Origin of the sequence: Rhizobium sp. G187 (assembly GCF_051549525.1) — a bacterium.
GTDB lineage: Bacteria > Pseudomonadota > Alphaproteobacteria > Rhizobiales > Rhizobiaceae > Allorhizobium.
Genome location: NZ_JBPUGM010000001.1, coordinates 267,898 through 283,075 on the forward strand (window position 1 = coordinate 267,898; position 15,178 = coordinate 283,075).

The window sequence follows — 15,178 nt, forward strand, 5'->3', positions numbered from 1 at the left end:
CATGTCCAAAGGCACAATTTTGCTCGCCGCCGGGGGGACCGGCGGCCATCTTTTCCCGGCTGAGGCCTTGGCGCATGAATTGAAGCGTCGCGGTTACGGGGTCGATCTCGTCACGGACCGCCGGGCCGAGCGTTATGCTGGAAGCTTTCCGGCTGACACTGTGCATACCGTCAATTCCGCTACGATTGGCTCGAAGAACCCGGTCGCCATTGTCAAAGCGCTGCTGTCGTTGTGGGAAGGGTATCGTCAGGGCCGTGCGCTGGTGTCGAGACTGAAGCCCAAGGCCGTCATCGGTTTCGGCGGATATCCGACAGTGCCCCCGCTTTTTGCTGCGGCGGGCCTTGGCGTTCCGACTGCTGTGCATGAGCAGAATGCCGTCATGGGACGTGCCAACCGTCTTCTTGCCTCGCGGGTGAAAGCCATTGCCGGCGGCTTTCTGGCGCCGGCTGGCGATTATCGTGACAAGATGGTGCTGACTGGAAATCCGGTCCGGCCAGCGGTCATCGAAGCGTCAAATGTCGCCTACCAGGCGTCCGGCGCTGGTGAACCGTTCCGGCTTGTCGTCTTTGGCGGCAGCCAGGGCGCGCAGTTCTTTTCCGATGCCATTCCGTCGGCTATCAAGCTTTTGCCGGAGGCCGCACGACAGAGGCTTGTTGTCACCCAACAGGCCCGTCCGGATGATCGCCAGAAGGTGGTTGACGCCTATGCGGCACTCGGCGTGTCGGCTGAGGTTGAGCCGTTCTTTACCGACATGGCCGCGCGCATTGCGTCAGCGCACCTGGTAATATGCCGCTCTGGTGCCTCGACCGTCTCTGAGCTCGCAGTGATCGGACGCCCGAGCATCCTCGTGCCTTACCCCTATGCGCTTGATCACGACCAGGCCGCCAATGCCAAGGCGCTAGCAGCCGAAGGCGGAGCAGAGGTTATTGCGCAATCAGAGCTGTCGGCGGAACGGATTGCGCAGTTGCTGCAGGATGCAATGGATGCGCCGGAAAGGCTGGCTCAAACAGCTGCGGCGGCAAAAAGCACGGGCAAGCCGGATGCGGCCAGCTTGCTCGCCGATCTCGTAGAGGCTATTGCCGCCGGCAAGGGCATCGCCCAGTCGAAGGGAGCCACACAATGAAAATGCCGAAAACCATCGGGCTGGTCCATTTCATCGGGATTGGCGGCATCGGGATGAGCGGGATTGCAGAAGTCCTGCACAATCTCGGCCACAAGGTCCAAGGTTCTGACCAATCCGAAAGCGCGAATGTGCAGCGGTTGCGCGCCAAGGGGATCGAGGTCTTCGTGGGCCATAGCGCCGATAATCTCGGCGAGGCCGAAGTCGTCGTTGTTTCGACAGCGATCAAGAAGGAAAATCCGGAGCTGGTCGCGGCGCGTGAAAAGCTGCTGCCCGTCGTTCGGCGCGCGGAAATGCTGGCGGAGCTGATGCGGTTCCGCAATGCAATTGCCGTTGGCGGAACGCATGGCAAGACGACCACGACGTCGATGGTCGCCGCCCTCCTCGAAGCTGGCGCAATGGATCCAACCGTCATCAATGGCGGCATCATCAATGCCTATGGTACCAATGCGCGCATGGGTGAGGGCGAGTGGATGGTGGTCGAAGCGGATGAGTCCGACGGCACCTTCCTCAAATTGCCGGCTGAAGTGGCGATCGTCACCAATATCGATCCGGAGCATCTGGACCACTACGGCACCTTTGACAATGCGCGTGCCGCCTTCCGCCAGTTCGTCGAGAACGTTCCGTTCTACGGCTTTGGCGTGATGTGCCTTGACCATCCGGAAGTGCAGGCGCTGGTCGGCAAGATCGAGGATCGCAAGGTCATCACCTATGGGGAAAATCCGCAGGCTGATGTGCGCTTTTCCAACGTCCGCCTCGACGGCACGCGCTCGATCTTCGACGTGGAGATCCGCCGTCGTCGGACCGGTCGTGTGTTCAACTTCAATGACCTCGTCTTGCCCATGCCAGGGCGACACAATATCTCGAATGCCTGCGCCGCAATCGCGGTTGCCAATCGCCTCGATATTCCGGAAGAGGCGATCCGGCGGGGGCTTGAGGGGTTCGGCGGCGTGAAGCGTCGCTTCACCTTGACCGGAAGCTGGAACAATGTGCAGGTCTTCGATGACTACGGGCACCACCCAGTGGAAATCAAAGCAGTTCTGAAGGCTGCGCGTGAATCGTGCAAGGGCCGGATTATCGCCGTGCATCAGCCGCATCGTTTCTCGCGGCTTGCAAGTCTCTTCGAGGATTTCGCCAACTGCTTCAACGATGCCGACACGATTTTCCTGTCGCCAGTCTATGCGGCGGGCGAAGATCCGATCACAGGCGTCGATTCGGAAACGCTGGTCTCGCGGATCAAGTCGGGCGGGCATCGTGACGCACGTTACCTGCCGAAGTCAGAAGACCTTGCCTCTCTCGTTGCGACCATTGCGCAACCGGGCGATTTTGTGGTCCTGTTGGGGGCCGGTAACATTACCCAGTGGGCAGCCGCCCTGCCGGCTGAACTGGATGCAATTGCGGGAAAGTCTTGAATGAAACAGGTGGATGGGGAAAAGCTTCTGGCCTCGCTCGGACCGGGGGTCAGTGAACTGAAGGGCCGGCTGACGCCAGACGCGCCGATGGACCGTGTAACGTGGTTCCAGGCGGGTGGCCTCGCCGAGCTCATGTTTCAACCCCATGACACCAATGACCTGGTGACGTTCCTGAAACTTTTGCCGGAAGACGTTCCGCTGACGGTGGTCGGTGTTGGCTCCAACCTTCTGGTGCGTGACGGCGGCATCCCCGGTGTGGTGATCCGGCTGTCGGCCAAGGGTTTTGGTCAGGTCGAGCTTGCTGGTGAGAACCGAATTCGCGCTGGCGCGATTTGCCCGGACAAGCACATCGCCGCCATGGCGATGGACAATAATATCGGCGGCTTCCACTTCTACTATGGCATTCCGGGCTCCATCGGTGGGGCGATCCGCATGAATGCGGGTGCCAATGGCGGCGATACGGCGGGTCGGCTGGTCGAAGTCGAGGCGGTCGATCGCAAGGGCAATATTCACGTGCTGTCGAACGCGGATATGGGCTACAGCTACCGTCATTCTGCAGCCCCTGAGGGCTTGATCTTCACCAGCGCGCTGTTCGAGGGCTATCCCGAGGATAAGGCCAAGATCCGCGCCGACATGGATGCCGTGCGTCACCACCGCGAGACGGTGCAGCCGGTGAAGGAGAAAACGGGCGGGTCGACCTTCAAAAATCCGGAAGGCCATTCAGCCTGGGAATTGATCGACGAGGCCGGATGCAGGGGACTGATGATCGGCGGTGCGCAAATGTCATCCCTGCATTGCAACTTCATGATCAATGTCGGCCATGCCACTGGCTACGATCTCGAATATCTTGGCGAGAGTGTTCGCCAGCAGGTCTTCGAGAAAACCGGCGTCAAACTTGAATGGGAAATCAAGCGGCTTGGCATCTTTATGCCTGGTCGTGAGGTCAAGCCGTTCATGGGAAGCGCGGCTGTCTGACTGCCGCGAGTCGCTCTACGACGGTTTTTTAACTCGCGTAACGTAAGCTCCCTCCAGTCCAGGGGTGGTTTATGGTCAGATTTGCGCGGCATTGGGTGATACGGCAGCTAACGCTGGGCGAGTTTTCGTCCCGTGCTGCCGTATGGAGCAAGGCGACCTGGATGGCGGCCAAAATCGCCTTTGTTGCTTATGGGCTTAATCTGCTCGCCCATTTGTTGCTGGTCGCCTTCAACCTCCTGCCCTATCCGCTGGGTCCGGCACTGGCGATCGCGACCGTGCTTACGCCACCCGTTTCGTTTTTGGTGGCGCTCGTTGCATATGCCGTCGTCGGCCTTGCCATTTATGATCTACGTATTTCCCGGCAGAAGTTCGAACTTCTCAGCCGAACCGACATGCTGTCTGGACTGATGAATCGGCGTGCATTCGTCGAGCAGTTTGAGCGGATGAAGGGGCCGGTCTCGATGGTCCTGTTTGATATCGACCGGTTCAAGGCAATCAATGACAACTTCGGCCACAAGGCTGGCGACGAGGTCATCGCTGAAGTGGGCGAGATTCTACGCCGGATCGTACCAGCGGATGGGATGGCAGCACGCCTGGGCGGGGAGGAGTTCGCCATCCTCATTGGCAGTGACGGTGATGCCTCGGTGATGGATATTGCCGAACATGTGCGTCTCGCGGTTGAGTGCAGGGCTTTCTTCGGCCCTGGCGGCCATATCCCGGTGACGGTCTCTGCTGGAATTGCCGAGGCTGCCACGGGGGCGGGGTTTAGCGAAATGTTCTGTCGGGCTGATCAGGCGATGTATGTCGCCAAGGCTGCAGGGCGCAACCGAATCGTCCATGCCGATCAGTTTCTGGATCGTGACACAGGTTTACGACGCGATTTCATGAGCGCTCCAGCGGTTGCCTTGCTGCATTGAAACTTTTTGTGCGCAGCCCCTAAATCGTTCATATTTTCAGCTTGATATCCTCCGATTTTAATTCTCTATCGGAGGATTTTTCGTGGCCTGAAAGTGGTCCTGGTTAACGAAAGTAAACGGTTCATTAACCTTAATGTTGTTCAACTGATCTTGCAGAAAGCCCGTGCGACCTGAGAGTCGCGGGGCAGGTATCGAATTTTGCGAGGCGTTGATGACTGGCAGGCATGTTGCGGTTTTGATGGGTGGATTTTCTTCGGAGCGGCCGGTGAGCTTGTCTTCGGGGGCAGCCTGCGCCACAGCCCTCGAATCCGTCGGCTATCGTGTCAGTCGCGTGGATGTCGGCCGTGATATTGGCCGGGTGCTCGAAGAGTTGCGGCCGGATGTCGCCTTCAATGCGCTGCATGGGCCTTACGGCGAGGATGGCACGATCCAGGGTGTGCTCGAATATCTCCAGATTCCTTACACGCATTCGGGGGTGCTGGCTTCGGCGCTTGCCATGGACAAGCGCCAGGCGAAGATCGTTGCGGCACAGGCAGGCGTGCCTGTTGCGGAAGCGATTGTTCTCAATCGCTTCGATATCGGTACGGTTCATCCGATGGCGCCTCCCTATGTGGTGAAGCCAGTTCGCGAAGGGTCAAGCTTTGGTGTGGTCATCGTTCGTGAGGATATGACGCATCCACCGCAGATCCTGACGTCGAGCGAATGGAAGTATGGCGACGAGGTTATGGTCGAGCGTTATGTCGCTGGTCACGAGCTGACCTGCGGTGTCATGGGCGACAAGGTTCTCGGGGTCACTGAGATCGTTCCTCTCGGTCATGTCTTCTACGATTTTGATGCGAAGTATGCGGCCGGGGGCTCTGAGCATGTCCTTCCTGCGCAAATTTCACCGAAAATTTACCAAAAAATACAAGACTTGGCGCTGACGGCGCATCGGGCGCTCGGGTGTCGCGGAGTGAGTCGCTCAGACTTTCGCTACGACGACCGGATGTCCGAAGAGGGCGATCTGATCTGGATGGAGTTGAATAACCAGCCCGGCATGACCCCGACCTCGCTGCTGCCGGAAATGGCGGCGCATGCCGGCTATGACTTTGGTGAATTCCTGCGTTGGATGGTGGAGGACGCTTCTTGTTCTCGTTGAGCGGCAATAAATCGGTGAACGGCAGGGGCGCCAATGCGGTTGCTCATGCTTCGGGTGAGGGTGTCGTGCTGCCGCGTCCTTTACGTCGCGTCGTGCGGTTTATCCTCAGCCTTTGCGCCGGTCGCATCGTTTTGCCGCGCCATCTCGGCAAGATGTCGCTGATCAGCTTCTATTCTGCCGTCGCGCTTCACGGAACGATCGTTGGTGGCCATTGGCCGGCTGTCGTGGAGGCTACGACTTCCGGTGTAGGGTTCGCCGTTGAGGACGTCAGGGTCTCCGGCAATCAGCATACGTCCGAAATCGATATTCTTCAGTTGCTTGGTCTTGATGGCTCGACGAGCCTTCTCGGTCTCGACATTGCCGCGGCGCGCACCGCAATTGCCGAGCTTCCCTGGATCGAATCGGTGGAGATCCGCAAGGTTTATCCGGCAACCGTCGAAATTCTGCTGCGTGAGCGCCAGGCCTACGGCATCTGGCAGCATGGAACCGATTTGTCCTTGATCGAGCGTTCGGGCAGCGTGATTGCGCCGCTGCGCGACAACAAGTTTGCGTCGCTGCCGTTGTTCGTCGGTCGCGATGCGGAAAGTGCTGCTGCGGCGGTCGAGAAAGAATTCTCGGCCTGGCCGGCAATTGCATCGCGGGTCAAGGCCTTTGTTCGCGTCGGCGGGCGCCGTTGGGACGTCCACATGGACAATGGCATCATCGTTCGTCTGCCGGAGGGGAAGATTGCCGACGCGCTGGCGCTCCTCAACCGTTTCGAAAAGGAGCAGTCTGTGCTCTCGCGCGATATCGCCGCAATCGACCTTCGTCTCCCCGATCGGGTCACGGTGCGTCTGACGCCGGAAGCCCAGGGGCGACGTACCGCTGCCCTCGAGGAGCGTCGCAAAACACTCAAGAAGCTGGAGCAGAAGATATGAGCATCTTCGGTGGTTCCTCCTTCGGTCTTCCGCGTTCCAAGCCGCTTTCCTCGAAGCGGGCGCATGTCGTTTCGGTGCTCGACATCGGCTCGACAAAGGTTGTCTGCCTGATTGCACGCCTGACGCCGCGGCGCGAAACGTCCGTCCTGCCGGGCCGCACCCATAATGTCGAAGTGATCGGTCTCGGTCACCAGCGGTCCTACGGCGTGAAGTCGGGCGTCATTGCCGACCTCGATGCCGTCGAGAACGTCGTACGTCTGGCCGTGGACGCAGCGGAACGCATGGCCGGGCTTACGGTCGAAAGTCTGATCGTCAACGTTTCAGCGGGCCGAATCGGGTCTGACGTCTACACGGCAACCATCGATCTCGGTGGCCAGGAAGTGGAAGGCTCCGACCTCCGCAAGGTGTTGATCGCGGCTGGCCAGCAGTCGCAGGGCAACGACCGGGCCGTGCTGCATTCGCTGCCGACAGGCTTTTCGCTTGACGGCGAGCGGGGAATCCGTGATCCACTTGGAATGTATGGCGACGTCCTCGGCGTCGACATGCATGTGGTCACGGCCGAACGTGCAGCGCTCCGCAATCTCGAGCTCTGCATCAACCGTGCTCATCTGACCGTCGAAGGTGTGGTTGCCACGCCTTATGCCAGCGGGCTTGCTGCCCTGGTTGACGACGAAGTGGAGCTTGGTTGCGCAGCGATTGATCTTGGCGGTGGCATGACCACCATCTCGGTCTTCGCGGAAGGCAAGTTGATCCATACGGACGCCATCGGGATCGGCGGTCATCATGTGACCACAGATCTGGCGCGCGGGCTTTCCACCCGTATCGAGGATGCAGAACGTCTGAAAGTCGTTCACGGTTCGGCTGTCGCCAATGGCGCCGATGATCGCGAAGTCGTGTCTGTCCCGCCGATCGGCGAAGACGACCGCGACCAACCGATTCAGGTGCCCAAGGCTCTGCTCACCCGGATCATCAGCGCGCGCATCGAGGAGACCCTCGAATTGCTGCGCGACCGGATCCAGGCGTCAGGTTTTTCGCCGATCGTTGGCAAGCGGGTCGTGCTGACCGGCGGCGCAAGCCAGCTGACGGGCATGTCTGAGGCGGCACGGAAGATCCTGGCGCGCAATGTGCGGATCGGTCGCCCGATGGGCGTGTCGGGTCTGCCAGCGGCTGCCAAGGGACCGGCGTTTTCGACAGCCGTCGGACTGACGATCTATCCGCAGATGGCGGACCAGGAGACACATGCCGGGCAGGGCGGGCTCTTCTCGCCCTTTGGCAACGGAAACAGCCGCTTCGCTCGTATGGGGCAATGGCTGAAAGAGAGTTTTTGAGTTAGCGGCCGGATCATAAGGTTCGGCCAAGGAAAATCTGTTGAAATACCATGGCCGGCTTGGCGATGCGGCCGGAAAAAGAAGGAACGGGTACCATGACCATCAAGCTGCAGAAGCCAGATATCACTGAGCTGAAGCCACGCATCACCGTGTTCGGTGTGGGTGGCGGTGGCGGCAATGCCGTCAACAACATGATCACCGCTGGCCTGCAGGGCGTCGATTTCGTCGTCGCCAACACGGATGCCCAGGCGCTGACCATGACCAAGGCCGAGCGCATCATCCAGCTCGGCGTCAACGTCACGGAAGGCCTCGGTGCGGGTTCGCAGCCGGAAGTCGGCCGCGCCGCCGCTGAAGAGTGCATCGACGAGATCATCGACCATCTCAACGGTACGCACATGTGCTTCGTCACCGCCGGCATGGGTGGCGGTACCGGTACCGGTGCTGCTCCTGTTGTCGCTCAGGCCGCCCGCAACAAGGGCATCCTGACAGTCGGCGTCGTCACGAAGCCCTTCCACTTCGAAGGCGGTCGCCGCATGCGTCTGGCCGAGATGGGTATCGAGGAACTGCAGAAGTCGGTCGACACGCTGATCGTCATCCCGAACCAGAACCTCTTCCGCATCGCCAACGACCGCACCACCTTCGCCGACGCCTTCGCAATGGCCGACCAGGTGCTGTATTCGGGCGTTGCCTGCATCACCGACCTGATGGTCAAGGAAGGCCTGATCAACCTCGACTTCGCGGACGTTCGCTCCGTGATGCGCGAGATGGGCCGCGCCATGATGGGCACCGGCGAAGCGTCCGGCGAAGGCCGTGCCATGCAGGCTGCAGAAGCTGCCATTGCAAACCCGCTGCTCGACGAAACCTCGATGAAGGGCGCTCAGGGCCTCCTGATCTCCATCACCGGTGGTCGTGACCTCACACTGTTTGAAGTCGACGAAGCCGCGACCCGTATCCGCGAAGAAGTCGATCCGGACGCCAACATCATTCTCGGTGCGACCTTCGACGAAGCGCTGGAAGGCATCATCCGCGTGTCCGTCGTGGCAACGGGTATTGATCGGGCTGCCATGGCTGCCCGCGGTTACGACGCTGCTCCGGTCGCAAAGCCCGTTATGCGTCCCTCCGCGGCCGTTGCTCCGGCAGCGGCCGCATATCAGCCTGCAATGACGCAGGCTCCCAAGACCGGAATGGACCCGGTCGCCGAGACCATCCGTTCGGCTGAAGCTGAAATGGAGCGTGAACTCGAAATCGCCGTTGCCCGTCAGTCGATGGCAGCACTCCAGCAGGCTCAGCCGGTACAGAACGATTTCCGCCCGGCCAGCAAGCTGTTTGCAAGCCCCGCACCGGAGGTCGCTCCTGCCCCGCAGATGATCCAGCCGCAGGCTCCGACCTATGCGCCGGCTCCTGTCGCTCCGGCTCAACCTGTCATGCAGGCGCCGGTCGCTCCGGCGCCGATGATGATGGATCCGGTCGCCAACATGCAGCGTATGGCGCCTGAGCCGGTTCGCATGCCGAAGGTCGAGGACTTCTCGCCGGTCGTCCGGGCAGAGATGGATCATCGTAACGCGGCTACGGCAGCCCCTGCCGCCCAGGATGAGCGTGGCCCGATGGGTCTCCTGAAGCGCATCACCAACTCTCTCGGCCGCCATCAGGACGAGGAAGTCATGGGCGACATGACGGGTTCGGCTCCGCAGGCTCCGTCGCAGCAGCGCCGCCCGCTCTCGGCAGAGGCCAGCCTCTATGCGCCGCGCCGCGGTCAGCTTGACGATCACGGTCGCGCAACGCCTGCCCGCTCGGCAAGCGAAGGGGACGAGCTGGAAATCCCAGCATTCCTGCGCCGCCAGACGAACTGAGCGATTCTTCACCACCTTCGAGACCCGGGCCGATAGCCCGGGTTTCTTGCGTTCTGGAACGGGCTTTTGCGCGGTAATATCCCTATATCTTTCAGCGGCTTGGCTTCGTTACAAAGCGAAAGAAACAGTGATTTGATCTATGGCCTTCAGTCCGTATGTATGACGATGAACAAGGTGCATGATCCGCACCGGGACATGACTTGACGGCAGGCTAGGGCAACCATCATCCCGGCTCACGCGTCGCACAAGACAAGGCTTTATGGAATGGCAATCGCTCTGCTCGGATTTCAAACAACCATCGCGGCACCGCTTTCGCTGACTGGTATTGGAGTTCATTCCGGCAAGAGCGTGACGATCACCTTTCAGCCGGCCGAGGCTGGAACCGGCATTGTCTTTGTCCGCCAACTCGATGATGGCACGACGAGCGAATATCGTGCGGTGTCGGCGCATGTCGGGAACACCGATCTCTGCACCGTGCTTGGCACGTCTCCGGCCCATTCGATTGCGACGATCGAACATGTGATGGCAGCACTCTACGCGCTTGGCCTCGACAATGTCGTGATCGAAGTCGATGGCGCCGAAATGCCGATCATGGATGGCAGCTCGGAAGTCTTCATTGATTCGATCGAGCAGGTCGGCATGACCAATCTTGGCGTCAAGCGTCGCTACATCCGCGTGACGAAGCCGGTGCGAATCGAATCGGGTTCGTCCTGGGCCGAGTTCCGTCCTTATGACGGCACGCGATTCGAGGTCGAGATCGATTTCGACAGCAAGCTGATCGGCCGCCAGACCTGGGCTGGTGATCTCTCCGCACAGTCTTTCAAGGATGAGCTGTCGCGGGCGCGAACCTTCGGGTTCATGCGGGATGTCGAGCGCCTTTGGGCAGCCGGTTTCGCACTCGGCTCCTCGCTGGAAAATTCCGTTGTGATCTCGGATGACGACACGGTGATCAATGTCGAAGGCCTCCGCTACGAGAAGGACGAATTCGTCCGGCACAAGACGCTGGATGCCGTGGGTGACTTGGCGCTTGCTGGTGCCCAGTTCATCGGCTGCTATCGCTCTTATCGCGGTGGCCACAAGCTCAATGCCAATGCGCTGAAGGCGCTGCTCAGCGATCCCACGGCTTATGAAGTCGTCGAGGCGCCGAGCCGCGACATGCGTGTTCGGGCCCGCGAATTCGTGCCGGTCCAGATAGCCGAGTTTGCGCCTTGGTCGGCTTGATCTGCTGCTGACATGTGAATTCACCAAACGCCGGCTTGCAGAAGGCCGGCGTTTTTGTTTCGGTGGCAAGTGGGCGGAGCCGAAACTTTCTGGGCCCATGCCATAAAATTGCGTTAAATGGCCATCACTGCGTTGCCCTGATGCCGCATTTGTGGCTAGAAACTCGGTCTGACGCGACGGGACCACACGGCGCTGCAATCGGGATCTTTGGAATGAATCAAGTAGGATCGGTCGTTGTGAAGAAAGCCGCACGTATTGCAAGCCTCTGTGTCATGGTGTCAGTCGCGGGCGCGCTCGCTGGATGCCAGAGCGACCCCGATCTCGACATCACTAAGCTGGCGGCGGAAACCGACCCGCCGGAAGTGCTCTACAATCAGGGTCTCGCCAACATCAAGGCCGGGAAGATGTCCGAGGCAGCCCGCAAGTTTGATGCGGTCGATGCCCAGCATCCGTTCTCCGAGTGGTCGCGCAAGTCGCTGGTGATGAGTACCTTCACCAAGTATCGCCTGGGCCGCTATGCCGATTCGATCTCGACCGGCGACCGCTACATGAAGCTTTATCCAGAGTCCGATGATTCGGCTTACGTGCAGTATCTTGTCGGTCTGTCCTACTGGAAGCAGATCTCGAGCGTCACGCAGGATCAACGCAATTCGGTCAAGACGATCGATGCTATGCAGCGCGTGGTCGATAACTATCCGGATTCGGAATATGTTGACGATGCGCAGGCCAAGATCCGCTTTGCCCGCGACCAGCTCGCCGGCAAGGAAATGCAGGTCGGTCGTTACTACCTCGAGCGCAAGGAATATCTTGCTGCCATTTCGCGTTTCCGGATGGTCGTCGAAAAGTATCCGAATACCAACCAGATCGAAGAAGCACTCGCCCGTCTGGTCGAAGCCTATTTCGCCATGGGTGTGGTTCAGGAAGCCCAGACGGCAGCCGCCGTTCTCGGTCACAATTACCCGGACAGCCAGTGGTATGCCGACAGCTACAAGCTTCTGCAGCGCGGCGGGCTTGAGCCACGGGAAAACTCCGGCTCCTGGATCGCACGTGCTGGTCGCAACCTGCTCGTCGGTTCCTGAGGCCATCGCAAGCGAGACGTTGAACTCATGCTGGTCCAGCTTTCGATCCGCGATATCGTTCTGATCGAGCGGTTGGACCTGTCGTTCGAGTCGGGTCTGTCCGTGCTGACCGGCGAAACCGGGGCCGGCAAGTCTATTTTGCTCGACAGTCTGTCCCTGGCTCTTGGTGGGCGCGGTGATGGGTCGCTTGTGCGTCATGGCGAAGACAAGGGACAGGTAACGGCTGTCTTCGACGTTTCAGCTAGCCATGCGGCCCGCACGCTTCTCAAGGGAAATGGCGTCGACGACGACGGCGATCTTATCTTCCGCCGCGTGCAATCAGCGGATGGACGGACACGCGCCTATATCAACGACCAGCCGGTTTCCGTTCAGCTGATGCGCCAGGTCGGCCAGTTGATGGTCGAGATCCACGGGCAGCATGACGACCGAGCGCTGACGGAAATCGACACCCATCGGACCTTGCTCGATGCCTTTGCCGGTCTGACCGATGAAGCGGTTGGGCTGGGTGAAAGCTTTCGGCGCTGGCGCGATGCCGAGCGCAGCTTCAAGGCGCACAAGGCCAAGGTTGAAGCGGCTGCTCGCGAGGCAGACTATCTTCGTGCTTCGGTCGAAGAGCTCGAAGGCCTGTCACCGCAGGATGGCGAGGAGGACGAGCTCGCCGAGAAGCGTTCGCGCATGCAGAAGTCGGAGCGGATCGCCGGCGACATCTCCGAGGCATCCGATTTTCTCAATGGCCATGCATCTCCCGTCCCACTCATTGCCTCGATGATGCGGCGTCTCGAACGCAAGAGCCACGAGGCACCGGGTCTTCTTGAGGAAACCGTGCAGCTTTTAGGCAGTGCGCTTGATACTTTGTCTGCAGCGCAGATGGAGGTCGAGGCTGCCCTGCGCCGTACCGAGTTCGATCCGCGCGAGCTGGAGCGTGTCGAGGAGCGGCTTTTCGCGCTTCGTGCCGCTGGCCGCAAATATTCCGTTGCGGTGACCGACCTGCCCGCACTTGCGGAAAAGATGGTCGCAGATCTCGCTGACCTCGATGCCGGCGAAGAGAGGCTCGGCCAGCTTGAAGCCTCAGCGCGGGAGGCCAGGGCGCATTACGATCATCTCGCGCAACAGCTTTCCGAGAAGCGCCGGAATGCAGCCTCGGCGCTTGCCGATGCCGTCATGCAGGAGCTTCCAGCCCTCAAGCTGGAACGGGCCCGCTTCATGGTGGAGATCGCCACCGATCCCGAGAATGGTGGTCCTGAGGGTATCGACACCGTCGAGTTCCATGTTCAGACCAACCCTGGCACGCGCCCCGGCCCTATTCTTAAGGTCGCATCGGGCGGTGAACTTTCGCGCTTCCTGCTTGCCCTGAAGGTAGCGCTTGCCGATCGCGGTTCTGCGCCGACGTTGGTCTTTGACGAAATTGATACCGGTGTCGGCGGTGCCGTCGCTGACGCGATCGGGCAGCGGCTGAAGCGCTTGTCGGATACGGTTCAGGTTCTGTCGGTAACCCATGCGCCGCAGGTTGCGGCTCGTGCGACGACGCATTTCCTGATTGCCAAGGGCCCGACCGGCGATGCCGGCGACAAGATTGCAACCCGCGTTGCGATCATGACGCCTGAGCATCGTCGCGAAGAAATCGCCCGTATGCTGGCCGGTGCCTCGGTGACTGACGAAGCGCGCGCGGCAGCGGCCAAGCTTCTTGCCGGTGAGGCTTGAACCGGCACCGCCTGCGCCCTTTATGTAGCGGTAGACACTTCTCTTAGCCGGCATGCCATGATCGACGTCATCCAGACCTATTGGGCTGAAACTCTTGCGCTCCTGTCGATCGTGCTCGGATCGCTTGCCGCCGTGCATGCGGCAATGACCAAGCGCGAGGTGCGCTCGGCCCTGGGCTGGGTCGGCATCATCATCCTGTCGCCACTGGTTGGAGCGCTCATCTATGGCGTGGCCGGCATCAACCGGATGCGGCGGGCAGGGGTCGTGCATCGCCGCAGTCTGGCACTCGACGATATCTGGCGGGATCTGTCCCTCTATGCGATCAGCCGTGACGTTGTCGCCGACCACTTTGGCGGGCGCTTCGACCAGATGAAGGGGCTTGGTGACCGGGTGGCGCGTCATCCTCTGTCATCGGGTAATCATGTGGATCTGCTTGCCACGGGCGAAGAGACGTTCGCCGCGATGCGAGAGGCGATCGATGCTGCCGAGGCAAGCGTCATTCTCGAAACCTATATCTTCGACCGGGATGCGATCGGCCTCAGCATTGCCGACAGCCTGATTCGAGCCCATAGGCGGGGTGTTAGCGTCAGGGTCGTGGTTGACGCTGTGGGCGCCCGCTACAGCGTTCCCAGTATCATCGGTTATCTCGAGGATGCAGGCGTTCCCGTGGTGTCCTTCAACGGACAGGTTATCGTCGGACTGCGTCTGCCTTATGCGAATCTGCGGACACACCGAAAGATCCTGGTCGCAGACGGGCAGGTGGCCTTTGTCGGGGGCATGAACCTGCGTGAAGGCTTTACCGGCGAAGGTGCGGCACGTGATACGCATTTCCGGGTGACCGGGCCTGTGGTCGCCGACATTCTCGCGGTTGCTGCAGAAGACTGGTATTTCGAGACCAATGAGTTGCTGGTGTCACCCGAATGGCGGGTGCGGCTGCCCGATGCCGTGCCGGGTGAGGGCGCCTATGTCCGGACGATTGTCTCCGGCCCCGATTCGCATCTCGAAACCAACCTCAAGATGCTGCTCGGCGCGTTTTCAGTCGCCGAGGAATCCATTCGGATCGTCTCCCCTTATTTCCTCCCGGACACTACCTTTCTCGCCGCGTTGAACACGGCGGCTCGCCGGGGTGTGCGTGTGGAGATCGTGGTCCCGGCTGAGAACAATCTTGCCATCGTGGCGCGGGCCATGCTGGCGCAGATGAGCGAGGTCCTGAAAGAGGGATGCCGCGTTTATCTTGCTGCTGCCCCTTTTGATCATTCCAAACTGATGATCGTCGACGGTAAATGGTGCTTCATCGGCTCCTCCAATCTCGATGCGCGGTCACTGCGGCTGAATTTCGAAATCGATCTGGAAGTTTTCGATCATGCGCTGGCCGAGCAGATCGGCAGACGGATCGATGGGCTGATGGCGGATGCCGAGGAACTGACACTGGATGCGCTGAAGGCGCGTTCCTTGCCGCTCCGATTGCTCGACCGCTTGTTTTGGCTCGGTTCGCCCTATTTGTGATGTCAGGCCGATCT

The 15,178-nt window shown here is 60.3% G+C and carries 12 protein-coding genes; all 12 read left to right on the plus strand.

The window, feature by feature from the left end; translation table 11 throughout:
- Window position 1: 1 nt before the first annotated feature.
- Window positions 2-1,123, plus strand: coding sequence for an undecaprenyldiphospho-muramoylpentapeptide beta-N-acetylglucosaminyltransferase (murG, locus tag ACSV9I_RS01240; RefSeq protein WP_438326638.1), 1,122 nt, complete (start codon window positions 2-4; stop codon window positions 1,121-1,123).
- Window positions 1,120-2,532, plus strand: coding sequence for a UDP-N-acetylmuramate--L-alanine ligase (murC, locus tag ACSV9I_RS01245; protein WP_438326639.1), 1,413 nt, complete (start codon window positions 1,120-1,122; stop codon window positions 2,530-2,532). The genes murG and murC overlap by 4 nt, the downstream gene beginning before the upstream one ends.
- Complete coding sequence (gene murB, locus ACSV9I_RS01250; RefSeq protein ID WP_438326640.1) at window positions 2,533-3,507, plus strand: UDP-N-acetylmuramate dehydrogenase; 975 nt, start codon at window positions 2,533-2,535, stop codon at window positions 3,505-3,507.
- A gap of 161 nt (window positions 3,508-3,668) precedes the next feature.
- Window positions 3,669-4,424 (plus strand): GGDEF domain-containing protein, encoded by a 756-nt coding sequence (locus ACSV9I_RS01255; protein ID WP_438326641.1) that lies wholly within the window; start codon window positions 3,669-3,671, stop codon window positions 4,422-4,424.
- Between the two features lie 211 nt (window positions 4,425-4,635).
- On the plus strand, window positions 4,636-5,562 hold the full coding sequence (locus ACSV9I_RS01260) for a D-alanine--D-alanine ligase (protein WP_438326642.1): 927 nt from the start codon (window positions 4,636-4,638) through the stop codon (window positions 5,560-5,562).
- Between the two features lie 14 nt (window positions 5,563-5,576).
- On the plus strand, window positions 5,577-6,479 hold the full coding sequence (locus tag ACSV9I_RS01265; protein ID WP_438327652.1) for a cell division protein FtsQ/DivIB: 903 nt from the start codon (window positions 5,577-5,579) through the stop codon (window positions 6,477-6,479).
- Window positions 6,476-7,807: a cell division protein FtsA gene (ftsA, locus tag ACSV9I_RS01270; RefSeq protein WP_054159496.1), complete on the plus strand. Its 1,332-nt coding sequence runs from the start codon at window positions 6,476-6,478 to the stop codon at window positions 7,805-7,807. The genes ACSV9I_RS01265 and ftsA overlap by 4 nt, the downstream gene beginning before the upstream one ends.
- 95 nt (window positions 7,808-7,902) lie before the next feature.
- A complete protein-coding gene (gene ftsZ, locus ACSV9I_RS01275; protein ID WP_438326643.1) occupies window positions 7,903-9,657 on the plus strand; it encodes a cell division protein FtsZ in 1,755 nt (584 codons plus the stop codon).
- 264 nt (window positions 9,658-9,921) lie between these two features.
- Window positions 9,922-10,878 carry a UDP-3-O-acyl-N-acetylglucosamine deacetylase gene (gene lpxC / locus ACSV9I_RS01280; protein ID WP_438326644.1) on the plus strand — a complete coding sequence of 319 codons (957 nt, stop codon included), beginning with the start codon at window positions 9,922-9,924 and terminating at the stop codon, window positions 10,876-10,878.
- A gap of 212 nt (window positions 10,879-11,090) precedes the next feature.
- Window positions 11,091-11,957, plus strand: coding sequence for an outer membrane protein assembly factor BamD (locus ACSV9I_RS01285; RefSeq protein WP_438326645.1), 867 nt, complete (start codon window positions 11,091-11,093; stop codon window positions 11,955-11,957).
- A gap of 27 nt (window positions 11,958-11,984) precedes the next feature.
- Window positions 11,985-13,658: a DNA repair protein RecN gene (gene recN, locus ACSV9I_RS01290; protein ID WP_438326646.1), complete on the plus strand. Its 1,674-nt coding sequence runs from the start codon at window positions 11,985-11,987 to the stop codon at window positions 13,656-13,658.
- Between the two features lie 57 nt (window positions 13,659-13,715).
- Complete coding sequence (locus ACSV9I_RS01295; protein WP_438326647.1) at window positions 13,716-15,164, plus strand: phospholipase D-like domain-containing protein; 1,449 nt, start codon at window positions 13,716-13,718, stop codon at window positions 15,162-15,164.
- Window positions 15,165-15,178 lie beyond the last annotated feature (14 nt).

What these genes read in the sequence shown, in the direction of transcription:
- murG (WP_438326638.1), top strand. Translation starts at nt 2, where the DNA reads ATGTCCAAAGGCACAATTTTGCTCGCCGCCGGGGGGACCGGCGGCCAT.
- murC (WP_438326639.1), top strand. Translation starts at nt 1,120, where the DNA reads ATGAAAATGCCGAAAACCATCGGGCTGGTCCATTTCATCGGGATTGGC.
- murB (WP_438326640.1), top strand. Translation starts at nt 2,533, where the DNA reads ATGAAACAGGTGGATGGGGAAAAGCTTCTGGCCTCGCTCGGACCGGGG.
- ACSV9I_RS01255 (WP_438326641.1), top strand. Translation starts at nt 3,669, where the DNA reads ATGGCGGCCAAAATCGCCTTTGTTGCTTATGGGCTTAATCTGCTCGCC.
- ACSV9I_RS01260 (WP_438326642.1), top strand. Translation starts at nt 4,636, where the DNA reads ATGACTGGCAGGCATGTTGCGGTTTTGATGGGTGGATTTTCTTCGGAG.
- ftsA (WP_054159496.1), top strand. Translation starts at nt 6,476, where the DNA reads ATGAGCATCTTCGGTGGTTCCTCCTTCGGTCTTCCGCGTTCCAAGCCG.
- ftsZ (WP_438326643.1), top strand. Translation starts at nt 7,903, where the DNA reads ATGACCATCAAGCTGCAGAAGCCAGATATCACTGAGCTGAAGCCACGC.
- lpxC (WP_438326644.1), top strand. Translation starts at nt 9,922, where the DNA reads ATGGCAATCGCTCTGCTCGGATTTCAAACAACCATCGCGGCACCGCTT.
- ACSV9I_RS01285 (WP_438326645.1), top strand. Translation starts at nt 11,091, where the DNA reads ATGAATCAAGTAGGATCGGTCGTTGTGAAGAAAGCCGCACGTATTGCA.
- recN (WP_438326646.1), top strand. Translation starts at nt 11,985, where the DNA reads ATGCTGGTCCAGCTTTCGATCCGCGATATCGTTCTGATCGAGCGGTTG.
- ACSV9I_RS01295 (WP_438326647.1), top strand. Translation starts at nt 13,716, where the DNA reads ATGATCGACGTCATCCAGACCTATTGGGCTGAAACTCTTGCGCTCCTG.